This window comes from Caulobacter sp. Root1455, from assembly GCF_001426905.1.
Taxonomy (GTDB): domain Bacteria; phylum Pseudomonadota; class Alphaproteobacteria; order Caulobacterales; family Caulobacteraceae; genus Caulobacter.
Map to the genome: position 1 here is coordinate 140,965 of NZ_LMFQ01000025.1, position 21,998 is coordinate 162,962.

The 21,998-nt window shown below is 67.4% G+C and carries 21 protein-coding genes and 2 tRNA genes; 16 read left to right on the forward strand and 7 right to left on the reverse strand.

Annotated elements, in window-relative coordinates:
• Nucleotides 1-80: 80 nt before the first annotated feature.
• Both ASD21_RS21830 and ASD21_RS21835 read left to right on the forward strand, forming a co-directional pair.
• On the forward strand, nt 81-971 hold the full coding sequence (locus ASD21_RS21830) for a LysR family transcriptional regulator (protein WP_056446571.1): 891 nt from the start codon (nt 81-83) through the stop codon (nt 969-971).
• Entirely contained in the window at nt 968-1,372 is a 405-nt protein-coding gene (locus tag ASD21_RS21835) for a putative quinol monooxygenase (RefSeq protein ID WP_056446574.1), read from the forward strand. Before ASD21_RS21830 ends, ASD21_RS21835 begins: the two co-directional genes overlap by 4 nt.
• A gap of 73 nt (nt 1,373-1,445) precedes the next feature.
• On the opposite strand, the gene glnA is transcribed toward ASD21_RS21835, so the two are convergent.
• On the reverse strand, nt 1,446-2,855 hold the full coding sequence (gene glnA, locus ASD21_RS21840; protein WP_056446578.1) for a type I glutamate--ammonia ligase: 1,410 nt from the start codon (nt 2,853-2,855) through the stop codon (nt 1,446-1,448).
• A gap of 39 nt (nt 2,856-2,894) precedes the next feature.
• Nucleotides 2,895-3,233, reverse strand: a complete 339-nt coding sequence (locus tag ASD21_RS21845; RefSeq protein ID WP_012286880.1) for a P-II family nitrogen regulator — start codon at nt 3,231-3,233, stop codon at nt 2,895-2,897.
• Between the two features lie 519 nt (nt 3,234-3,752).
• Between ASD21_RS21845 and ASD21_RS21850 the strand changes: the two genes are divergently transcribed.
• Together ASD21_RS21850 and ASD21_RS21855 are read left to right on the forward strand one after the other, a co-directional pair.
• Nucleotides 3,753-4,322 (forward strand): histidine phosphatase family protein, encoded by a 570-nt coding sequence (locus ASD21_RS21850; protein ID WP_056446580.1) that lies wholly within the window; start codon nt 3,753-3,755, stop codon nt 4,320-4,322.
• A 27-nt stretch (nt 4,323-4,349) separates the two neighbouring features.
• Nucleotides 4,350-5,801, forward strand: coding sequence for a bifunctional ADP-dependent NAD(P)H-hydrate dehydratase/NAD(P)H-hydrate epimerase (locus tag ASD21_RS21855; RefSeq protein ID WP_056446581.1), 1,452 nt, complete (start codon nt 4,350-4,352; stop codon nt 5,799-5,801).
• A 9-nt stretch (nt 5,802-5,810) separates the two neighbouring features.
• Here the strand turns inward: ASD21_RS21855 and ASD21_RS21860 are convergent, their stop codons facing one another.
• A complete protein-coding gene (locus ASD21_RS21860) occupies nt 5,811-5,993 on the reverse strand; it encodes a hypothetical protein (protein WP_056446584.1) in 183 nt (60 codons plus the stop codon).
• 309 nt (nt 5,994-6,302) lie between these two features.
• Between ASD21_RS21860 and ASD21_RS21865 the strand changes: the two genes are divergently transcribed.
• From ASD21_RS21865 to ASD21_RS21875, 3 genes are all read left to right on the forward strand, one after another.
• Nucleotides 6,303-6,387 (forward strand) — tRNA-Leu (locus ASD21_RS21865).
• 204 nt (nt 6,388-6,591) lie between these two features.
• Entirely contained in the window at nt 6,592-7,950 is a 1,359-nt protein-coding gene (gene tig / locus ASD21_RS21870; RefSeq protein ID WP_268761029.1) for a trigger factor, read from the forward strand.
• Nucleotides 7,951-8,130: 180 nt separating this feature from the next.
• On the forward strand, nt 8,131-8,757 hold the full coding sequence (locus tag ASD21_RS21875) for an ATP-dependent Clp protease proteolytic subunit (protein ID WP_056446590.1): 627 nt from the start codon (nt 8,131-8,133) through the stop codon (nt 8,755-8,757).
• A gap of 93 nt (nt 8,758-8,850) precedes the next feature.
• On the opposite strand, the gene ASD21_RS24190 is transcribed toward ASD21_RS21875, so the two are convergent.
• The gene (locus ASD21_RS24190; protein ID WP_156398462.1) at nt 8,851-9,510 is read right to left on the reverse strand and encodes a hypothetical protein; all 660 of its coding nucleotides are present in this window, start codon (nt 9,508-9,510) and stop codon (nt 8,851-8,853) included.
• 107 nt (nt 9,511-9,617) lie between these two features.
• Nucleotides 9,618-10,289 carry an HAD-IB family hydrolase gene (locus ASD21_RS21880; protein WP_056446593.1) on the reverse strand — a complete coding sequence of 224 codons (672 nt, stop codon included), beginning with the start codon at nt 10,287-10,289 and terminating at the stop codon, nt 9,618-9,620.
• 363 nt (nt 10,290-10,652) lie between these two features.
• Here ASD21_RS21880 and clpX point away from each other — a divergent pair, with 363 nt between their 5' ends.
• From clpX to ASD21_RS21900, 4 genes are all read left to right on the forward strand, one after another.
• Entirely contained in the window at nt 10,653-11,915 is a 1,263-nt protein-coding gene (gene clpX / locus ASD21_RS21885) for an ATP-dependent Clp protease ATP-binding subunit ClpX (protein WP_007676468.1), read from the forward strand.
• Nucleotides 11,916-12,316: 401 nt separating this feature from the next.
• Nucleotides 12,317-14,716, forward strand: a complete 2,400-nt coding sequence (gene lon / locus ASD21_RS21890; protein ID WP_056446596.1) for an endopeptidase La — start codon at nt 12,317-12,319, stop codon at nt 14,714-14,716.
• Nucleotides 14,717-14,863: 147 nt separating this feature from the next.
• A complete protein-coding gene (locus tag ASD21_RS21895; protein ID WP_056446599.1) occupies nt 14,864-15,142 on the forward strand; it encodes an HU family DNA-binding protein in 279 nt (92 codons plus the stop codon).
• 159 nt (nt 15,143-15,301) lie between these two features.
• Nucleotides 15,302-15,376 (forward strand) — tRNA-Val (locus tag ASD21_RS21900).
• 30 nt (nt 15,377-15,406) lie between these two features.
• Here ASD21_RS21900 and ASD21_RS21905 read toward each other — a convergent pair.
• Nucleotides 15,407-15,775, reverse strand: coding sequence for a hypothetical protein (locus ASD21_RS21905; RefSeq protein WP_156398463.1), 369 nt, complete (start codon nt 15,773-15,775; stop codon nt 15,407-15,409).
• 124 nt (nt 15,776-15,899) lie between these two features.
• Between ASD21_RS21905 and ASD21_RS21910 the strand changes: the two genes are divergently transcribed.
• Together ASD21_RS21910 and ASD21_RS21915 are read left to right on the forward strand one after the other, a co-directional pair.
• The gene (locus ASD21_RS21910; RefSeq protein ID WP_056446605.1) at nt 15,900-17,096 is read left to right on the forward strand and encodes an esterase-like activity of phytase family protein; all 1,197 of its coding nucleotides are present in this window, start codon (nt 15,900-15,902) and stop codon (nt 17,094-17,096) included.
• A 20-nt stretch (nt 17,097-17,116) separates the two neighbouring features.
• Entirely contained in the window at nt 17,117-18,223 is a 1,107-nt protein-coding gene (locus ASD21_RS21915; RefSeq protein ID WP_056462197.1) for a winged helix DNA-binding domain-containing protein, read from the forward strand.
• Here ASD21_RS21915 and ASD21_RS21920 read toward each other — a convergent pair.
• On the reverse strand, nt 18,220-19,473 hold the full coding sequence (locus ASD21_RS21920) for a glycosyltransferase (RefSeq protein WP_056446819.1): 1,254 nt from the start codon (nt 19,471-19,473) through the stop codon (nt 18,220-18,222). The two genes, ASD21_RS21915 and ASD21_RS21920, sit on opposite strands and share 4 nt — an antisense overlap.
• 103 nt (nt 19,474-19,576) lie before the next feature.
• On the opposite strand from ASD21_RS21920, the gene ASD21_RS21925 reads away from it, so the two are divergent.
• The 3 genes from ASD21_RS21925 to ASD21_RS21930 are packed head-to-tail and all read left to right on the forward strand — an operon-like array spanning nt 19,577 to nt 21,974.
• Entirely contained in the window at nt 19,577-20,458 is an 882-nt protein-coding gene (locus tag ASD21_RS21925) for an SPFH domain-containing protein (RefSeq protein WP_056446611.1), read from the forward strand.
• 55 nt (nt 20,459-20,513) lie between these two features.
• Nucleotides 20,514-20,681 (forward strand): hypothetical protein, encoded by a 168-nt coding sequence (locus ASD21_RS24515; RefSeq protein ID WP_235523881.1) that lies wholly within the window; start codon nt 20,514-20,516, stop codon nt 20,679-20,681.
• A 60-nt stretch (nt 20,682-20,741) separates the two neighbouring features.
• Complete coding sequence (locus ASD21_RS21930) at nt 20,742-21,974, forward strand: glycosyltransferase family 4 protein (RefSeq protein WP_056446614.1); 1,233 nt, start codon at nt 20,742-20,744, stop codon at nt 21,972-21,974.
• Nucleotides 21,975-21,998 lie beyond the last annotated feature (24 nt).

Here is a 21,998-nt window from a genome sequence, read left to right on the forward strand (position 1 = left end):
CATGAAGTTGCAGACCTAGCGCCGAACGCGGTTCGGCAATATTTCAAACGGAACGGCCCTTCGTTCTGGATTTCGAAACGATGCGACATGTCGATCTGCGACGGGCGGCGGTGTTCCATGCGGTGGCGGCGGCCGGCGGCATCGCCGCGGCCAGTCCGCGCCTGGGCAAGTCGCCGCCGGCCATCCACCATGACCTCAAGGCCTTCGAACGCGAGATGGGCCGGCCGCTGTTCGAGAAGGTGGGACGAGGCCTGCGGCTGACCGCCGCCGGCCAGGCGTTGTTCGAAACCGTCGGCCGGGCCCTGGACGACGTCGAACGAACCCGCGAGCGGCTGAGCCGGGCCGATCCGGCCCTACGTCCGCTGCGCCTGGCCGTGGTCTCGGCCTTCGGGCGCTACCGCCTGGCGCCCCGGCTCTATGCCCGCCTGCCGGCCGACCGCCCGATCGAGCTGGTGTTCGGCTCGCACGAGACGGTGCTGTCGGCCGTGTCGACCGGCGCCGTCGACCTGGGCGTCACCTATCGGTCGGTCACCGCCGCGCCGGTGCAGTCGACGCCGGTCGCGCTGGAGGAGCTGGTGCTGGCCGCGCCAATGGGAATGGACCTCTCGCAGGATCTCGCCGCCCTCTCGCGCACCGCCTTCGCCACCTATGACGAGTACGAGTTCGTGTTCGGCCATTGGTTCGAGACGGTGTTCGGCGCCCAGCCGGACGCCTTGCGGCGCCTGGACCACGCCGGCGAGATCGAGGAGGCGATGGAGAGCTGCGCCGCCGGCCGGGGCGCGATCATCGCGCCGCTCGACCTGGTCCGGTCGGCCTGTTGGCGCGACCGCGTGCGGATCGTCCGGCCGGTGGGGCGGCCGCCTTGCTTCAACGTCCTGCACCTGCTGGGGCTTGGCGCGGCGCTGGCTTCGCCTGATGCTGACACGATCCGGTCCGTGCTCGCCGAGACTGGCGAGGGGGAGGAACCATGACGCTTTCCAACGCTATCGAACGGCGCGCGCTGCTGGCCGGCGGTCTGGCCCTGGCGGCCGTCGCCGCGCCGTCCCTGACCCAGGCCAAGGAGGACAAGACGATGTACGGACTGATCGGCCAGATGAAGGCCGCGCCCGGCAAGCGGGACGAACTGGCGGCCATCCTGGCCGAGAGCACCGAGGGCATGCCCGGCTGCCTCAGCTACATCGTCGCCAAGGACGCGACCGACGCCGACGCCCTGTGGATCACCGAGGTCTGGACCGACAAGGACAGCCACGCCGCCTCGCTGAAGCTGCCGGCCGTCCAGGCCGCCATCGCCAAGGCGCGGCCGATCATCGCCGGCTTCGGCCACCGGTTCGAGACCACGCCGATCGGCGGCGTCGGCCTGGCCGAGGCCTGAAAGAAAAAGGCCCGCGGATCGCTCCGCGGGCCTCGTCTTTCGTCCTAAGCCCCAAGGGGTTCAGGTCTTTCGCTTAGCACTTGTAGTACATGTCGAATTCGACCGGGTGCGGGTGCAGGGTCAGACGCATAACCTCTTCCATCTTCAGCTCGATGTAGCTGTCGATGAAGTCGTCATCCATCACGCCGCCGGCCTTCAGGAAGGCGCGGTCCTTGTCGAGGTTCTCGAGAGCCTCGCGGAGCGAACCGCAGACTTCCGGGATCTTCTTCTGCTCGCGGGGCGGCAGGTCGTACAGGTTCTTGTCGGCGGCCGCGCCCGGATCGATCTTGTTGTTGATGCCGTCGAGGCCCGCCATCAGCAGGGCGACGAAGGTCAGGTACGGGTTGCCCATCGGATCGGGGAAGCGCGCCTCGATGCGCTTGGCCTTCGGCGAGTCGACGTGCGGGATGCGGATCGAGGCCGAGCGGTTGCGCGACGAATAGGCCAGCTTCACCGGGGCTTCGTAGCCGGGCACCAGGCGCTTGTACGAGTTCGTCGTGGAGTTCGAGAACGCGTTGATCGCCTTGGCGTGCTTGATGATGCCGCCGATGTACCACAGGCACATGTCCGACAGGCCGGCGTACTTGTCGCCGGCGAACAGCGGCTTGCCGTCCTGCCAGATCGACTGGTGCACGTGCATGCCCGAGCCGTTGTCGCCGAACATCGGCTTGGCCATGAAGGTGGCCGTCTTGCCGTAGGCGTGGGCCACGTTGTGGATCACGTACTTGTAGAGCTGCATCCGGTCGGCCATCACGACCATGGTGTCGAACTTCAGGCCGAGCTCGTGCTGGGCGGGCGCCACTTCGTGGTGGTGCTTTTCCGGTTTCATGCCCAGCTCGCCCATCACGGCCAGCATTTCGCCGCGCAGGTCCTGAGCCGAGTCGATCGGGTTGACGGGGAAGTAGCCGCCCTTCGGACCCGGGCGGTGGCCCATGTTGCCTTCCGGATATTCCTTGGCCGAGTTGCCCGGCAGTTCGACGGAGTCGAAGGAGTAGCCGGTGTTGTTCGAGGCCGTGCTCCAGCGCACGTCGTCGAAGATGAAGAACTCGGCTTCCGGGCCGAAGAACACGGTGTCGCCGATGCCCGACGACTTGACGTAGGCCAGGGCGTTCTTGGCGATCGAGCGCGGGTCGCGGTTATAGGGGGTGCCCGTGTCGGGGTTCACCACGTCGCAGAACAGCGCCAGGGTGGTCTGCTGGTAGAACGGATCGATGATCGCGCTGTCCAGGTCCGGACGCAGCTTCATGTCCGACTCGTTGATGGCCTTCCAGCCGGCGATCGACGAGCCGTCGAACATGGTGCCGTCGTTGAGGAAGTCGTCATCGACCAGGTCGATGTCGAACGTGACGTGCTGCAGTTTGCCGCGCACGTCGGTGAAACGAACGTCGACGTACTTGACGTCCTTTTCCTTGATCAGATCCAGGATTTGCTTGGCGGTGCTCATCGTTATCCCCTTTGAGCGTTAAGCGGTTTCGGTCCGGGCCTAGACGGCGGCCGGGCCGGTTTCTCCGGTGCGGATGCGGACGACTTCCGTGATTTCGGACACGAAAATCTTGCCGTCGCCGATGCGGCCCGTGCGGGCGGCGTTGGTGATGGCTTCGAGCGCGGGTTCCAACTGGCTGTCTTCGACCACGACTTCGACTTTGATCTTGGGGAGAAAGTCGACGACGTACTCGGCGCCGCGATAGAGCTCGGTATGGCCCTTCTGGCGGCCATAGCCCTTGGCCTCCAGCACGGTCATGCCCTGCACGCCCATGTCCTGAAGCGCCTCTTTGACCTCATCGAGCTTGAACGGCTTGATGATGGCTTCGATCTTTTTCATCAGACTTCTTTCACGCCCATACGGCGCGGGCGCCGCTGACTGAGCGGCACGGAGCACGCCGGCCCGTCGGCTCACAAGCGTGCTGATACGCTTTATGGGGCGAGTTCTGTCGAGTTTGGCTCATTGATGATTATTTGTGCACGTAAAGCCTGAAAGTTGGTCATCGCACGTTTGGGCGGCCAAACCGTCCCGGGGACATCGATTGTCGCCCAAGGATCGCCGAAACGACGGTTTCAGCGGCGAAGAACCGGACCGAAGGCGGGTGGTCCGTGATGGGATGGCGTTGCGATCGCTTCGGCAAGATGGCCAAAAATGCGTCGTCGATTCGAAAACTGCTGAAGATTGCGGCGAAATCCAAAGCGGACGAGGCGATTAAGGCGGGGTCGGTTTTTGCGCGTTCGCACGTTCCTATGGCGAAGCGCGCCCGGGCTGGCGCCGGAAGCGTTAGAACAAGACCCGGCGTCACGGGCGCCGCCGGGAAGATATTGCGAAGACGACACCCGCGAGGAGGGGGAAGCGATGAGCCGCATTCATATGATCCGCCATGGCCGTCCCGCCTCGACCTGGGGCGATGCGGATCATGATCCGGGCCTTGACCCCGTCGGCCTCGAACAGGCGCGGACCGTGGCGCGCGTCTTGTTGGCCTTGCCCGAGAGCGAGCGGCCGGACCGGGTGGTCAGTTCGCCCCTGCGGCGCTGCCGGGAAACCGCCCAGCCGCTGGCCGACGCCCTGGGCGTGACGGTCGAGATCGATCCGCGGGTCGGCGAGATTCCGACGCCGGCCGCCCTCGACGCCGAAGCGCGCCCGGGCTGGCTTCGCCAGGCCTTCCAGGGCCGGTGGAGCGATATCCCGGGCGATCTCGACTACGTGGCCTGGACCCGGCGGGTCGCGCAGGGCGTGGCCTCGCATCCCGGCGCGGCGGTGTTCAGCCATTTCGTGGCCCTGAACGCGGCGGTGTCGGTGGCGACCGGCGGCGAAGCGGTGGCGGCGTTCCGGCCCGACCATGTTTCGGTGACGGTCTTCGACCTGGTCGACGGCGACTTGATCCTGATCAACAAAGGCCAAGAGGCTTCCACCCAGGTTCTCTAGCCAGGTTTCTTTAGAAGAGGAGCGGCCGTGCCGCGCGAGATCATGACCGTCGCCGAGATGACCGCGGCGGACCGCGCGGCCGCCGAGGCGGGCGCTTCGACGACCGTGCTGATGGAGCGGGCCGGCCGCGCCGTGGCCGAGGTCATCCGCGAGCGGTATGGGCGTTGCCCCACCGTGGTCTGGTGCGGTCCGGGCGACAACGGCGGCGACGGCTATGTGATCGCCCGGCACCTGCGGCGTCGCGGTTGGCCCGTGCGGGTCGAGGCGCTGGGCCCGCCCGCCAGCCCGGCGGCGCAATGGGCGGCCGCCCGCTGGAAGGGCGAGACCGGTCCGCTGGTCTCGCAACCCGGCTCGGCGTCGCTGTATGTGGATTGCCTGTTCGGGGCTGGCCTGTCTCGGCCGCTCGAAGGCGAGGCCGACCGCCTGGCGCGGGTCATGCCCGGCGCGGCGCGGATCGTCGCCGTCGACGTGCCCAGCGGGATTGTCGGCGACACGGGACGCCCGCTCGGCGAGCGGGCCTTGCAGGCGCAGCTGACGGTCACCTTCCATCGCCGCAAGCCGGCCCATGTGCTGGCGCGCGGCCGCGCCGCCTGCGGCGAGGTGGTGGTGGTCGATATCGGCCTGGAGGAGACGGGGCAGGGGCGACTGTTCGAGAACGAGCCCGGCCTTTGGGCCGAGCGCTTCCCTTGGCCGGCGGTCGACGCCCACAAGCACGCCCGGGGGCGGCTGATGACGGTCAGCGGCGAGGCCTGGAACACCGGAGCGGCCCGGCTGGCGGCGCGGGGGGGCTTGCGCATCGGGGCCGGGGTGGTGACCGTGCTGTCGCCGCCCCACGCCCTGGCCGTCAACGCCGCCCATCTGGAGGCGGTGATGCTGGCGCCGTTCGAGAGCGAGTACGACCTGCAGACCCGCGCCGCCAAGGCGGACGCGGTGGTGATCGGACCGGCGGCGGGCGTGGGGGAGGCGACGATGCGGCACGTCTTCGCCCTGGCCCGCAACGGCGCGGCCCTGGTCGTCGACGCCGACGCCCTGACCAGCTTCGCCGAGGATCCCGCCGCCCTGTTCTCGGCGCTCGACCGCGACGACGTGCTGACCCCGCATCCCGGCGAGTTCGAACGGATCTTCCCCGGGCTGCTGGCCGCCTCGCCCGAACGCATCGCGGCGACGCGGGAGGCGGCGCGACGGGCAGGGGCGGTGGTGCTGTTGAAGGGTTCGGACACGGTGGTCGCCGCGCCCGACGGGCGGGCCGCGGTCAGCCTGAACGGCGCGCCCTGGCTGGCGACGGCCGGATCGGGCGACGTGCTGGCCGGATTCATCGGCGGCCTGATCGCCCAGGGCATGGAAAGTTTCGAAGCGGCCTGCGCCGGGGTCTGGATCCACGCCGAAGCGGGCGCGGCCCACGGGCCCGGTCTGATCGCCGAGGATCTGCCGGACCTGGCGCCCTCGGTGTTGGGCGCGCTGTGGAAGGCTCGCCCTTAGCCGCCGCGCCTAGTGGTGGCGGTGTTTTCGGACCAGGACGACCTGGGTGGGAACGCCTTTGTCGAACAAGGTGTGGCTGATGGCTAGGGCTGTCTGGAACGTTCGTTCCTCGACGGTGTCGGTGAAAAGGACCTGGGCGCCGTGTCTGACGGTCCAGCCCTTCTCGTCTTCGACGACTTCAATGGTTTCCATGGCGCGCGCTCACTGAACGGACTCAGAGGCAAACCCCGTCCGAGGTCAGATCGTTCCGCACCAATTTGTAGGGAGAAACACCGGCCCGGGCGTCAGTCGGGGGGGCATGGCCCGGGCCGGCGTAAATCCGGGGCGTTGTTCAACAGCCGCGGACATCAGCATAACCGGTCGAGGGAAAATTTGTTCCGGCGGACGGGAAGAAATATTCGCCCCGCTCGCGAACGGGCCCCCGGCGGGTCGGGACAAGGCCGGTTCGCCTGGCGACTTGCCAAGCCGGCCAGGCATGTCTAACCCGCTCCGGCGCATCGTGCGGATGTGGCGAAACTGGTAGACGCACCAGATTTAGGTTCTGGCGCCGAGAGGCGTGGAGGTTCGAGTCCTCTCATCCGCACCACTTCGCCGGGCTTTTGCCCGGCGAAGCGCGCCGCTTATCGGGACTTCCGTCCGATGAGTGCACCAATGCCCTTGGATGGTCGCCAAACGCGTGACATAAGGGCGCTCTTTCGCCGCCCCGGTGACGTGGGCGGCTTTGATGTTTTGACCCCTGGGGCGGACGACGGGCGCGAACGCCCGAAGAGCCGAGAAGCTAAGAATGTCGATGCAGATCGTTGAAAAGTCGGGCGAAGGCCTCAGCCGCGTTTATGGCGTGACGGTGCCCGCGAGTGAACTCGCCACGCGTCTCGAAGCCCGGATCGCCGAGGTCGCGCCCCAGATGAACGTCAAGGGCTTTCGCCCTGGCAAGGTGCCGAAGGCCCACGTTCGCCGCCTGTATGGCAAGGCCCTGATGGGTGAAGTCATCGAGGCGACGCTGAACGAAGGCGCCCAGAAGGTGCTGGACGACAACAAGCTGCGCCCGGCCGGCCAGCCCGACCTGAAGCCCTCGTCGGACATGGAAAAGGTCATCGCCGGCGGCGAAGACCTGGCCTTCGAACTGGCCGTGGAAGTTATGCCGGAATTCGAGCCGATCGACCCCGCGTCGATCGAGCTGACCAAGCCGGTCTACAAGGTCTCGGACGCCGAAGTCGGCGAGGCCCTGGCCGATCTGGCCAAGCAGGCCCGCACCTATGAGCCGCGCAAGGGCAAGTCCCTGAAGGCCAAGGACGGCGACCAGCTGCTGATCGACTTCGTCGGCACCATCGACGGCGTGGCCTTCGACGGAGGCACCGCCACCGACGCCGAGCTGACCCTGGGTTCGGGCCAGTTCATCCCGGGCTTCGAAGCCCAGCTGGTCGGCGCCAAGCCGGACGACGTCGTCACCGTGAAGGTCAACTTCCCCGACGACTATCAAGCCGCCAACCTGGCCGGCAAGGCCGCCGAGTTCGCCACCACCGTCAAGGAAGTGCGCGCCCCGGTCGACGCCGAGCCCGACGACGAGCTGGCCAAGCGCCTGGGTCTGTCGGACCTGCAGGCCCTGAAGGACCTGCTGAAGTCGAACCTGGAAGGCCGCTACAGCAATTCGTCGCGCTTCAAGCTCAAGCGCGCCCTGCTGGACATCCTGGACACCAAGCACGACTTCGCCCTGCCGCCGCGCATGGTCGACGCCGAGTTCGCCGGCATCTGGCAGCAGGTCCAGGCCGACAAGACCCAAGGCGGCCTGCCGCCCGAGGACGAAGGCAAGACCGAAGACCAGCTGAAGGACGAGTACCGCAAGATCGCCGAGCGCCGCGTGCGCCTGGGCCTGGTGCTCGCCGAGATCGGCCGCAAGAACGACGTGGCCGTCACCGAGCAGGAACTGGCCGACGCCATGATGCGCGAAGCCCGCCAGTACGGCGCGCAAGCCCAGCAGGTGTTCGACATGTACCGCCAGCGCGCCGACCTTCAGGCCGCGCTGCGCGCCCCGATCTACGAGGACAAGGTCGTCGACCTGATCTTCGGCAAGGCCAAGATCGACGAGAAGGAAGTGTCCAAGGAAGAGCTGATGGAAGAAGACGATCTTCCGGAAGGCTACGGCGGCTAAGGCTTCCGTCATCCGACATGAACAGGGCGTGGTCCGCGAGGGCCGCGCCCTTTTTCATGGCCCGAGCTTCGGCCCGGCTCCTTGCAACCTGTTAAGCGCCACGCGATATGCGTTGGCGACGGCGCGCGGGGGCTGATTCGCGTTCGCGCCGCCCAGACATGAAAGAAAAGGGCGATCCCTATGTATGATCCGATGGCGACGGCGATGAACCTCGTGCCGATGGTGGTCGAACAGACCAGCCGCGGCGAGCGGGCGTTCGACATCTTCTCCCGTCTGTTGAAAGAGCGGATCATCTTCCTGACCGGCCCCGTCGAAGACGGGATGGCCAGCCTGATCTGCGCCCAGCTGCTTTTCCTGGAGTCCGAGAACCCCAAGAAGGAAATCGCCATGTACATCAACTCGCCCGGCGGCGTGGTGACGGCCGGCCTGGCGATCTACGACACCATGCAATACATCAAGAGCCCGGTTTCGACGGTGTGCATGGGCATGGCGGCCTCGATGGGTTCGCTGCTGCTGCAAGCTGGCGCTCCGGGCCAGCGTATCGCCCTGCCGAACGCCCGCATCATGGTCCACCAGCCGTCGGGCGGCTTCCGCGGCCAGGCCTCGGACATCGAGCGCCACGCCGAGGACATCATCAAGACCAAGCGCCGCCTGAACGAGATCTACGTCAAGCACACCGGCCGCACGTATGAGGAAGTCGAAAAAACCCTCGACCGCGACCACTTCATGAGCGCCGAGGAAGCCAAGGCCTGGGGCCTGATCGATCACATCAACGAAAGCCGCGACGCTTCGGACGACAAGGCCTAGGGGCTGCGTCTTCGCTGAGTTCAAGCCGTCGGCCGAGAGGTCGGCGGCTTTTTCGTGATCGCGGCTTGCGCGATGGCCAGAGCTCGAAGGGCGTCAGCGTTTGGCGGGCGGGATCGAAAGTCCCGGGCGGCAAGGCTTGAGGTTGGCCAAGGCGGAAGCCCGCGCCTTGGCGTAGAGCGCTTGGACCTTGGATGCGGGCGGGTACTGCACGTTGCCCTCGGCCAGGACTCGTCCGTCCGCGCTCAGGCGGCGCACGGTCACCGGCGTGCTTTCGGCGATGGCGGCTTGCAGCGGGGCAATCCCGGCAGGCGGAACAATTCCCGATAGATAACCCTCGTTGCGAGCCGGATCGCCCCAGCGCCGTTCCGGCTTGGATGTAAATCGTGGGCCTGTCCACGGCCCTTCGCCGATGCGCCAGGTGAGGCGTTCGGGCTCGGCCGCTGTTGGATCGGGCAACGCCATGTGCCACGTGATCTTTGGGATGTTCGGAGGCCCCAGGCCGGTCTCGGCGGGGTCGTAGTAGACGCCCATCGAAACGGTTCTGTCGGCGCTGAATGCTTCGGTTGCTATGTCGGTGACAACAGCCGGGCCAGAGGATCGCTGTTGGGCCGTGACGAAAACCTCGGTGTTGGCGCTCGTCGCCGTCGCCGAACCACACAGGGCCGCTCGCGCGATCGCCGTAGCCGGGAAGGCCAGCAGCGCCGCCGCGATGACCTTTCCCAATGCCATCCGTTCTTCCCCCAAATTATCCAAGCCGACTGGAGCACGTCGTGCGCACGCTGACCAAGAACCAGTTCTATCCGTTTATCTGTCGGCGGGGCGTCAAAGCCGCACCATGGACGGATGTCCTCCAGCGGAGATCAGCCCGGCTTGCCCCGGAAGATCCGGTAGCCCTTCTCGTGGGCGATCGCCAGCATCTCGCGGTCGCCGGAGGTGTCGCCGTAGGCGGCGGCCAGCGACAAATCGTCGCCGAAGATCTCCTTCAGGCGGATCACCTTCTCCGCGCCCCGGCAGTTGGCGCCCAGCAGGGGCCCTAGCACCTTGTCGTCGGCGCCGATCATCAGCTTCGAGCCGATCAGGACGTCGGCGCCCAGGCCGCGGGCGAACGGCGCGACCACGACGTCGGGCGAGGCGGTGACGATCACCAGCTTGGCGCCCTTGGCCCGCCAGCGCCGCCAGACGGCCAGGGCGTCGGGGCGGAACAGCTTGGGGGCTTCGGACTGGGCGAAGGCGCGCGCCTCGCGCTCCAGCTGCTCCAGAGGCACGCCGCGCAGGAACTCGCGGACGGCGGCGGCCTTGATCTTGCCGCGGTTGCGATCGAACACATAGCCTACGGCGGCGGGGAACAGGCGCACCATGCCCATGAAATGCCGCGCGGGGCTGACCCGCCACTTCAGGAAGGCCGTGAAGCTGTCGCGAACCGTCAGCGTGCCGTCGAAATCGAAGGCGACCAGGGGCGGCCCCTCGTGCATGTCCCCGGTCATCGGGGTCGAGGCCGACAGGCCCTTAGCCATCAGTGAACGTTTCGCCATTCGTCTCCGCGCACGCGCGCCCCGCAACCGAGCCCGTCTTGCACCACGATTCCGCTTTCACCGCTAAGCTCTTCGCGGATTTCGAAGTGCGCGCGCAGGGCCGTCCGGCGGAGCGAACCGCCTCCGGCTTGCGTTGAGGGTCTGGAACGCCATCTTAGAGAAGAATTCCATGAAACCGTATGCATCATCCACGAACTTGGGGGCTGTAAATCGGCTCCAAGGCTTGTGCCGTGCGTCCGGATCGGGGAATGTCAAGGATTAGACAACTCCCGGCGGATATCCTGCTGCCTCGGTGGCGGGATTGGCGCTAAGGAGTCGGTGGTTTCGGCTTCGGCCTGGACCGCCCTAGCGTGAGAAGCGACCATGACGAAAGCCGCGAGCGGCGACACCAAGAGCACCCTCTACTGTTCTTTCTGCGGAAAGAGCCAGCATGAGGTGCGTAAGCTCATCGCCGGCCCGACGGTGTTCATCTGTGATGAATGCGTCGAACTCTGCATGGATATCATCCGTGAAGAGCACAAGATCGCCTTCGTGAAGTCCAAGGACGGCGTGCCCACGCCGCGCGAGATCTGCGAAGTCCTGGACGATTACGTGATCGGGCAAAATCACGCCAAGAAGGTGCTCGCGGTCGCGGTGCACAATCACTACAAGCGCCTGAACCACGCGTCGAAGAACAACGACGTCGAACTGGCCAAGTCGAACATCCTGCTGGTCGGTCCGACCGGCACGGGCAAGACGCTGCTGGCCCAGACCCTGGCCCGAATCATCGACGTGCCGTTCACGATGGCCGACGCCACCACCCTGACCGAAGCCGGTTATGTGGGCGAGGACGTCGAGAACATCGTGCTCAAGCTGCTGCAAGCCGCCGACTACAATGTCGAGCGCGCCCAGCGCGGCATCGTCTACATCGACGAAATCGACAAGATCTCGCGCAAGTCCGACAATCCGTCGATCACCCGCGACGTCTCGGGCGAAGGCGTGCAGCAGGCCCTGCTGAAGATCATGGAAGGCACCGTCGCCTCCGTGCCGCCGCAGGGCGGGCGCAAGCATCCGCAGCAGGAGTTCCTGCAGGTCGACACGACCAACATCCTGTTCATCTGCGGCGGGGCCTTCGCGGGCCTGGAGCGCATCATCTCGGCGCGCGGCCAGGGCAAGTCGATCGGCTTTGGCGCCAAGGTGGCGGACCCGGAAGAGCGTCGCACGGGCGAGATCCTGCGCGGCGTCGAGCCCGACGACCTGCAGCGCTTCGGCCTGATCCCGGAATTCATCGGCCGTCTGCCGGTGATCGCCACCCTGGAGGACCTCGACGAGGCCGCTCTGGTGAAGATCCTGACCGAGCCGAAGAACGCCTTCGTCAAGCAGTACCAGCGCCTGTTCGAGATGGAGAACATCGGCCTGACCTTCACCGAGGACGCCCTGCACGGCGTCGCCAAGAAGGCCATCCTGCGCAAGACCGGCGCGCGCGGCCTGCGCTCGATCATGGAAGGCATCCTGCTGGAGACCATGTTCGAGCTGCCCAACTACGAGGGCGTCGAGGAAGTGGTGGTCAACGCCGAGGTCGTCGAAGGCCGGGCCCAGCCGCTGCTGATCTACGCCGAGAAGAAGGGCGGGGCCGCTTCGGCCTAAACGCCTTCGGCAAGGCTTGCGAAATCGGGCGCGTCCGGCTTGGCCGGGCGCGCTCTTTTCATCACACCGGACCGTCCGGCGTTGTGACGCTGAGCGCGAACGCGGCCAGGCGGGACCTCGGTCGCGGCAGGACTTAGGCGTCCTGGACCACGCACGAGCACGGATCATGCATTGTGGAGCCGGGCAGGGGGCATGAGCGTTGCACCTTGGCCAATCCGCCGCGACCCGTCGCCGCTACCAGGCGAGTGTGCTTGAACCGTGTTGCAAAAGGTCCACATAAATAACGACCATTCGCTCAGTCCCGAGCGGACGGGTCGAACGACTCAGGCGCATCGTCTGGGTGACGGCGGCCCGCGTGGCCGAGCACGAGTACAACGCGCCGGCCAGGAGTAGAAAGCATCATGTCTGAGATTCGTACGCTTCCTGTGCTGCCCCTGCGGGATATCGTTGTGTTCCCGCACATGGTGGTCCCGTTGTTCGTCGGGCGTGACAAGTCCGTTCGCGCCCTCGAAGAGGTGATGCGCGGCGGCAAGGAGATCCTTCTGGTCACCCAGAAGAACTCGGCCGACGACGATCCGGCGCCGGCCGACATCTACGATGTCGGCGTGCTGGCCACCGTCCTGCAACTGCTGAAGCTGCCCGACGGCACCGTGAAGGTGCTGGTCGAGGGCAAGGGCCGCGCGGCCGTCGTGCGCTTCACCGACCAGGAGGCCTATTACGAGGCCCAGGTCGGCGAGGTGAATGAGGATCAAGGCGTCGGCCCCGAGGCCGAGGCCCTGTCGCGCGCGGTCGTCGAGCAGTTCGAGAACTACGTCAAACTGAACAAGAAGGTGCCGCCGGAGGCCCTGGCCTCGATCCCGCAGATCGCCGAGCCGGGCAAGCTGGCCGACAGCATCTCGGCCCACCTGTCGGTCAAGATCGGCGACAAGCAGCATCTGCTGGAGATCTTCGACGTCGTGAAGCGCCTGGAGAAGGTCTTCGCCCTGATGGAGGGCGAGATCTCGGTGCTGCAGGTCGAAAAGAAGATCCGCTCGCGCGTGAAGCGCCAGATGGAGAAGACCCAGCGCGAATATTATCTGAACGAGCAGATGAAGGCGATCCAGCGCGAGCTGGGCGACCCCGACGATCAGCGCGACGAACTGATCGAACTCGAAAAGCGCATCAAGAAGACCAAGCTTTCCAAGGAAGCCCGGGCCAAGGCCGAGGGCGAACTGAAGAAGCTGCGCAACATGAGCCCGATGTCGGCCGAGAGCACCGTGGTCCGCAACTATCTGGACTGGATGCTGTCGATCCCGTGGGGCAAGGCCAAGACCAAGAAGATCGACCTGGTGGAGGCCGAAGGCATCCTCGAGGAGGATCACTACGGCCTGGAGAAGGTCAAGGAGCGCATCCTTGAGTACCTGGCCGTCCAGGCTCGCACCGGCTCGCTGAAGGGCCCGATCCTGTGCCTGGTCGGCCCTCCCGGCGTCGGCAAGACCTCGCTGGGCCGCTCGCTGGCCAAGGCGACCGGTCGCGAATTCGCCCGCATCTCGCTGGGCGGCGTGCGCGACGAGGCCGAGATCCGCGGTCACCGCCGGACCTATATCGGCTCGATGCCCGGCAAGATCATCCAGACCATGAAGAAGGCCAAGACCACCAACGCCTTCGTCCTGCTGGACGAGATCGACAAGATGGGCAGCGACTATCGCGGCGACCCGTCCTCGGCCCTGCTCGAGGTGCTGGACCCGGCCCAGAACTCGACCTTCGGCGACCACTATCTGGAAGTCGACTACGACCTCTCCCAGGTGATGTTCGTCACCACGGCCAACAGCCTCAACATGCCCCAGCCGCTGCTGGACCGCATGGAGATCATCCGCATCCCCGGCTACACCGAGGATGAGAAGCTGGAGATCGCCAAGCGCCACGTGCTGCCCAAGCTGATGAAGGACCACGGCCTGAAGTCGACCGAGTTCGTGGTGCCCGAAAAGGCCATCCGCGACCTGATCCGCTACTACACCCGGGAAGCCGGCGTGCGGTCGCTGGAGCGGGAGCTGGGCGCCCTGGCGCGCAAGACGGTCCGCGATCTGGCCCGTGAGAAGGTCGCCTCGATCACGATCGACGACGAGCGTCTGGCCAAGTACGCGGGCGTCAAGAAGTACCGCTACGGCGAGACCGACGAGATCGACCAGGTCGGCATCGTCACCGGTCTGGCCTGGACCGAGTTCGGCGGCGACATCCTGACCATCGAAGCCGTGAAGATGCCGGGCAAGGGCCGCATGACGGTCACCGGCAACCTCAAGGAAGTGATGAAGGAGTCGATCTCGGCGGCTCAGTCCTACGTCCGCTCGCGGGCCCTGCACTTCGGGGTCAAGCCGCCGGTGTTCGAGAAGACCGACGTCCACATCCACGTGCCGGACGGCGCGACGCCCAAGGACGGTCCGTCGGCCGGCGCCGCCATGGCCGTGGCGATGGTCTCGGTGCTGACCGGCATCCCGATCCGCAAGGAAATCGCCATGACCGGCGAGATCACCCTGCGCGGCCGGGTCACGGCGATCGGGGGCCTGAAGGAGAAGCTGCTGGCCGCCTTGCGCTCCGGCGTGAAGACGGTCCTGATCCCTCAGGAAAACGAGAAGGACCTGGCCGACGTTCCGCAAAGCGTGAAGGACGGTCTGGAAATCATCCCCGTCTCGACGGTCGACGAAGTGCTGAAGCACGCCCTCACGGGCCCGCTGACGCCAGTCGAGTGGAGTGAAGAGGATGAGCCGATTGCTGCAACTGCGAAGGTTGATGACAGCGACAGTGACGCTGTTCTGACCCACTAACAGTAACTTATTGTTGATAACTTAGGCGGCGTGGAGATTTTCCGCGCCGCCTTCGTTTGACGGGCCGTCTGAACCCCGCATACTCCCGGTCGAGCGAAGCGGCGTGAGCTTTAGCCGAAGCCGCCGCTTTCATGCTGGGAGAAGAACATGACCACAAAGGCCGAACTCGTCACGGCGATCGCCGAAAAGGCGGGCATCAACAAGAACCAGGCTAAGGACGCTCTCGAGGCTTTCATCGAAGCCGTCACCAGTTCGCTGAGATCGGGTCAGGATGTGCGCCTGGTCGGCTTTGGCACCTTCAAGGCCGTGGCTCGCGCCGCGGGCACCGCGCGCAACCCGCGCACCGGCGAGACGGTGAACCGCCCGGCGTCGAAGACCGCCCGGTTCCAGGTCGGCGAGGGTCTGAAGACCACGCTGAACGGCTGATCCAGTAAACGAATTTCGGGGGCGGGCCGCCAGGAGGCGTCCCGCCTTTTTCTATGCAGGACTTTTCCGGGCGGACGGGGTATCTCCCACACCCTCGTCCGTCTCGGCCTCGTCCGCCTCGAATTGCCGGACCCGAGCGGGGCGGCGCGAATGTCCTGGGGGCGGTTAGCTCAGCGGTAGAGCGTCTCGTTTACACCGAGAGGGTCGGGGGTTCGATCCCCTCACCGCCCACCACGTCCGCGAGGCTCGCGGCCTCGCGCGCGATCACGCCTTGGATTTCGCCCAGGATCGACGCGTCGCGGCCGCCTTGGCGGCGGGATCGCTGTTGATCTCGCTGTCCAGCTTCTCGGCCGCGGCCTCGAGCACGCGGCGGTACTGGGTCCGAAGGTTTGGCTTGGCGAGGTCGCCTCTCAGCCGCTCGAGCGCGGCGTCGCCGTGCGCGGAGCGATAGAATTGCACCTCGTCCAGAACGCGCTGCTTGAACCGCTCATTGCGTTTCAGGGCATGTAAAATCGAAAGCACGGCTCCGGGACCCTCAGGGCTCTCAGCCAGTGTTTCATGCTGCAAAACGGTTAACGCGTCCACGGCCAACTCGAACCGTGACAGCAATTTCACCGGGGTGTCGTCAATCATGCAACCTGGCGCGGAGCGTCCATCAGGGATGCCTAGATTGCCGCCATGCGCCCGCCGACGGCGGGGCGGTGGTCGCGTTCGCGAGGCGATGGACATTCGGCTTCGCCGCCCGCACTGATCGGGCATGGCCGCCGAACCCGAAGTCTCCGCTGTCACCGTCACCCGCCTGGCTTGGGTCGACCACGTTCTCGACGAGGTCGAGACGCCGCGCGGGCGCCTGCGCATCACCCTGGGCCTGGGCTCGGGCCTGGCGCGGCGCGCGGGCGATCCGCGCGGCGTGGTCTGGGCGATCGGCGATCGCGGTCCCAACATCAAGATCGGGCCGGCGGTCGAGGATCACGGCCTGACCGGCCTGTCCAGCCTGGCCGGGCTCGAGGGGGCCAAGATCATGCCGCGCCCGGCGATCGGTCCGACGCTGGCCCAGCTGCGCGTGGAGGGCGACACGGTCGCCTGTCTCCAGGTTCTGACTCTGCGCGACGCCAACGGCGCGACCTTCGACGGTCTTCCCGGGCCAGGCGGCGACATGGCGGCCATGGAGCCCGCCTTCGACCTGTCGGGCGCGGCGCTGGGCGGCAGCCTGGCCGGAGGCGACACCGAAGGGGTGGCGGCCCTGGCCGACGGAACGTTCCGGGTCGCCGACGAGTACGGTCCTTCGATCCTGGTCGTCGGGCCCGACGGCGTGGTCCAGGCGCGCTGGGTCCCGGAAGGCGAGGGCGCGGCCCTGGCGGGGGCGGCCTATCGCGTCGAGGACGTGCTGCCGGCCCTGTCCGCGCGCCGGCGCCTGAACCGCGGCTTCGAAGCCCTGGCCCTGTCGCCGGACGAGACGCGGCTGCACGTGATCCTGCAGAGTCCGCTCGCGTCCCAGGACGAGATCGCCCCCGAGGGGCGGGATTGCGCCCGGCTCTGGACACTGGACGCCCGGACCGGCGCGCCGCTCGCCGAACATTTCTATCCCTTCGACGCGCCGGAGACGTTCCGCCGCGACGCCGAGGCCGGGCCCGTCGGGGCGGACGATCTGAAGATCTCCGAGACCGTGTCGCTGGGCGACGACCAGTTGCTGGTGCTGGAGCGGATCTCGGCGACCTCGAAGCTCTATCGCGTGACCCTGGACGCGCCGGTCCTGACCAAGACCCTGGTGCTGTCGACCGACGACTGGCCCCAGATCGACGCCGACCTGGAGGGCATGGCCCTGCTGACCGACCGCGACCTGCTGCTCAGCACCGACAACGACTTCGGAGTCGAGGGGCGGGAGACGGCGTTCTACAGGGTGACGTTCGCGACGCCGCTTGCCGACAGCGGGCTGGCGACCGGCCCGATCTAGGCGGGGCGGGCATGAACTCCATGGCGAACATCTTGGACCGGCGAGCGCTGAACCGGGCTTTGCTGGCGCGGCAGAATCTGTTGGCGCGCGCCGACATCTCCGTTCCCGAGGCGCTGGATCGGCTGATCGCCCTGCAGGCCCAGGCGGCGCCCGCGCCCTATTTCGCGCTGTGGAGCCGCTTGAAGACCTTCGCGCCAGAGGATCTGTCGGCGCAGCTCGAGGATCTCGGCGTCGCGCGCGGGACCCTGATGCGCGGCACGCTGCATGTGGCGATGGCGGCCGATTTCGCGGCGATCCGCCCGCTGATCCAGCGGGGCCTGGACCGGTTCCTGACCGAGGGCAGCGTTTATGGCCGGGCCTTGGCGGGGCTGGACCAGGCCGAGGTGACGGCGGTCGCGCGGGAACTATTGCGCGGGGGACCGCTCACCGCGACGCAACTGCGCGAGGCCTTGGCGGCGCGCTGGCCCGATCGTGATCCGCAGGCCTTGGCGATGGCGGCGCGCATCCAACTGCCGATGCTGCAATTGCCGCCGCGCGGCCTGTGGAGACGCGGCGGCCAGCCGACCCTGGCGGCGATGGCTGATCGGCTCGAAACGCCAGAACCGGGCCTGACGCTCGCCGATCTGGTGCTGCGCTATCTGACGGCGTTCGGGCCCGCCAGCGTCGCCGACGCCCAGACCTGGCTGGGCCTCACGCGTCTGGCGACCACGTTCGAGGCGCTTCGGTCGTCCCTGATGGCTTTTCACGACGAAGACGGCCAGGAGCTTTTCGATCTGTCGGATGCGGAAAGGCCGTCGGGCGAAGTCGAAGCGCCCGTCCGCTTCCTTGGCGAATTCGACAACGTGCTGCTGGCCCACGAGGATCGGACGCGGATCATGTCGGCCGAGCACAAAAGCCGGCTCTACACCGCCAACGGCGTCCTGCGCGCAGCCGTGTTGGTCGACGGCTTCACGGCGGGACGCTGGCGCATCGAGGACAGCAAGGCGGAGTCGGTCCTGCGGATCGAGCTGTTTGGCAAGGTCGCCAAGGCCGTCGCCAGGGCTTTGACGGAGGAGGGCGAGCGCTTGCTGGCCTTCGCCGGCAAGCGCGCTGTCCACGATATCCGCATCGAGGTCGTCGAGGACTAGGTCGCCAAGGCCTCGAGCGCGGCCGCCGCGTCGCGCGCGGCCTCATCGGCGCGGATCGCCGCGCCCAGGACGTCGGCGGCGGCCCTGAACGTCGGCTCGTCCAGCAGGCGTCGTACGGCGGCGGCGACGGTCTCGGCGTCCGCGTCGGCCGGCAGGGTCAGGCCGGCGCCGCGATGAACGACGCGGGCGGCGTTGTCGTTCTGGTCGCGGCCCATCGGCAGGCACAGCAGCGGGACGCCGGCCATCAGCGGCCGCAGGGTCGAGCCGTGGCCGGCATGGGTGACGAACAGGGCCGCGTCTTTCAGCAGGTCGCCGTGCGACGCGCCGCGGACGACCGCGACGTTGGCCGGCGCTTCGAATCGCGCCGGATCAAGGGTCGGGCCGGTGGTCACCACGCCGCGCACAGGCAGTTGGCCCAGGGCGGCGATGATCGCGCGCAGGGCCGGTTCCTGGGCCTGGTAGAGGCTGGAGAACGACACCACGACCAGCGGCGCGTCGCCGGGCGGCGGCGCGAACGGCTCGACCCAGGCGGGATCGGCCAGATAGGGACCGACATGGGCGAAGGGGACGGGCAGGGGATCGGGCGCGAAGTCAAAGGCCCGGCTGGTGGCCAGCAGGATGGCCTTGGCGGCGTCCAACTGCTTGAACAGGTCGGCCAGCGGGGGCAGGCCGAGAGCGACGCGCGCGGCGTTCAGGTCGGGCAGGCCGGCCTGGAAGAAGGTCCGGCTCATCTGGCCGACCATGGCGTGCATGGCCCGTTCCTCGTCGGTGGTCGCCGGAAGCATGCCGGCCCCGAGCGGCGGCGCGCCGGCCAGGGTCGGCAGCGACCAGACATTGGCGGCCAGCAGCGCCAGCGGCAGGCCTCGCGCCTGCGCCGCCGCCATCGAGCCCAGCAAGAGTTCCTGCGAGACCACGACGTCCGGCGCGAAGGCGTCGATCGCCGCCAGGGTGTCCTCGGCGTAGGCGAGGGCGGGACCGGCCATCACCCGATCGAGCAGGCGCTGGATCACTTCCAGCGGATTATCGGCCTCGTGATCCTTCAGCCGATCGTCGTCGCGGGTCTTGCCCGTCTGGAAGGGGGCGGTCGTCCAGGCGCGGAACGGCACGTTCAAGGCCGCGGCGTCGGGCGCGTTGCAAGGATCGCTCACGGCCAGCACGGCGTGGCCGCGCGCCGCCAGGTCGCGGGCGACCAGCAGCATGGGCTGCACATGGCCACCGCCTTCCCAGGTGGTGAAGAGATACCGCGCCATCAGAGCCCCCGAACGCATCCGCCCGCCTGCCTACGCGGTCCGAACGCGCCTTGCCAGAAGCGATCAAAGTGATATCACTTTGACATCAACCTTGGAGGGCTCCATGTCCGACGCGCCGAATATCAACCGATCGACCGAACGCGCCTTTGGCGGGATGGGCGGCGGGCTGCCGCTGCTGTCGCTTCCCGTCATGCTGGCCGCCGCCGTCTGGGCCTTCTCGACCCAGCAGGCGATGATGGCGGTGATCGGCGCCGTGCTGGTCGTCCTGTTCCTGCTGACCGCCTGCGGCTTCTATTCGCTGCAACCGAACGAGGCCTATGTCGTCACCCTGTTCGGGACCTATATGGGCACCGATCGCCGGACCGGTCTGCGCTGGGTGCTGCCTTGGTACGGCCGCAAGAAGATCAGCCTGCGGGTGCGCAACGTCACCAGCGAGAGGCTGAAGGTCAACGACAAGCGCGGCAACCCGATCGAGATCGCCGCCAACATCGTCTGGCGCGTGTCGGACACCGCCCAGGCCCTGTTCGACGTCGATGACTACGTCGTCTTCATGAACATCCAGATCGAGACCGCGCTGCGCGAAACCGCTTCGCACTACGCCTACGACCACGACGAAAGCGGCGAGCCGACCCTGCGGGCCGACGCCGATCATGTCGGCGAGCGCCTGCGGACCGATCTGCGAGGGCGCACGGCCGTGGCCGGGGTGGCGATCGACGAAACCCACCTGATGCACCTGGCCTATGCCCCGGAAATCGCCGGCGCCATGCTCAGGCGCCAGCAGGCCGAAGCGGTGCTGGCCGCCCGCCGGACGATCGTCGCCGGCGCGGTCGGCATGGTCGAGAACGCCCTGCAGCAGCTCAGCGAACGGGAGGTCGTCGTCCTGGACGACGAGCGCAGGGCGGCGATGGTGTCGAACCTGCTGGTGGTGCTGTGCGCCGACCGCGAGGCCCAGCCGGTGGTCAACGCCGGCACGTTGTACGGCTGATCCGTTGGCCGCGACCCCTCCAGAGTCGGCGAAAGGCGGGCGCCGCGCGTTCCTGATGCGCGTGCGTCCCGAGGTGCTGGCCGCCGTCGAACACCTGGCGGCGGCCGAACTGCGCAGCGTCAACGCCCAGGTCGAAATGCTGCTGCGCGAGGCGCTCTTGCGCCGCGGCGTGCTGCGAGCGCTGGACAGCGGTTCAGCTTCGGAGGAACCTCCGTCCCCGTGAGTGTCTTAAGGCTCTGCGGCCGTCTCGGCGGGCGCGGCTGACAAGCGAGGTTCCGGCGTGATGGATTTGAGGTTTGATCCGCTCTCGGCGTTCAACGAGGCAGAAGAACCCCTGTTCAGGGCGGTCAGGCCGGGCGGAAAGCCGGTCAGGCTGGTTGACACCACCATGCTCTACGCGCCTCGCAGCGGTGGAGTGCGGCGCTATCTGAACTCCAAGCGGACGTGGATCGCGGCGAATCGGCCGCATGTCCGGCACACCCTGGTGGTGCCCGGTCCGCGCGACGCGCACGACGGCCACGGCCGAGTTTCGATCTATGCGGCTCCCCTGCCGTTTGGCGACGGCTATCGCTGGCCCGTGGTCAAGAACGCCTGGATGGAGCGGCTCATCCGCCAGCGACCCGACATCATCGAGGCCGGTGATCCGTACACGCCAGGTCTGGCGGCCCTGAAGGCCGGCGACGCCCTGGGCGTGCCCGTCGTCGGTTTCTGCCACACCGACCTGGGCGCCCTGGCGGCGCTGCATATCGGCGAATGGGCGGAGAAGCCGGTGCAAAAGCGCTGGGCGGCCATCTACAGCCAGTTCGACCAGGCCGTGGCCCCCAGCCAGTTCATCGCCGGACGGCTGATCGAGGCCGGGGTCAAGAGCGCCATCGGCCTGCCGCTGGGCGTCGACACCGAGATCTTCAATCCAGGCCGGGGCGACCGCGAGGCCCTGCGCCGCCGGCTGGGCCTGACCAGCCGGCATCGGATTCTGGTGTTCGCCGGGCGTCCGGCCAGGGAGAAGAAGCTGGACGTGCTGGTCGAGGCGGTCGAGCGCCTGGGCGATCCCTATGTGCTGCTGTTCGTCGGGGCGGGCGCGGGAGCGCCGTCCAGCGACCGGGTGATCTGCATGGACTACCAGCGCGACCCGCAGAGTCTGGCGGCGGTTCTGGCCAGCTGCGACGCCTTCGTCCACGCCAACGACAACGAGCCGTTCGGTCTGATCGTGCTGGAGGCCATGGCCTGCGGCCTGCCGGTGATCGGCGTGGCGGCCGGCGGCGTGGCCGAGTCGGTGGACGAAGCCGTCGGGGCCCTGGCCACGGCCTCCGAGGCTCGCGCCTTCGCCGAGGCGGTGGAGTCGGTGTTCGCGCGCGACGTGCCGGCCTTGGGCCAAGCCGCTCGCCAGCGGGCCGAGCTGCGGCACGGTTGGGACCCGGTGTTCCGCAAGCTGTCGGCGATCTACGGCCGGCTCACCGGCTGCGCCGCGTTCGACGACGTGGCCGCGCCGGTCCCCGAACCGGTCGGCTGGAACTAGAGCGCGACAGCCGAAAGTGGATGC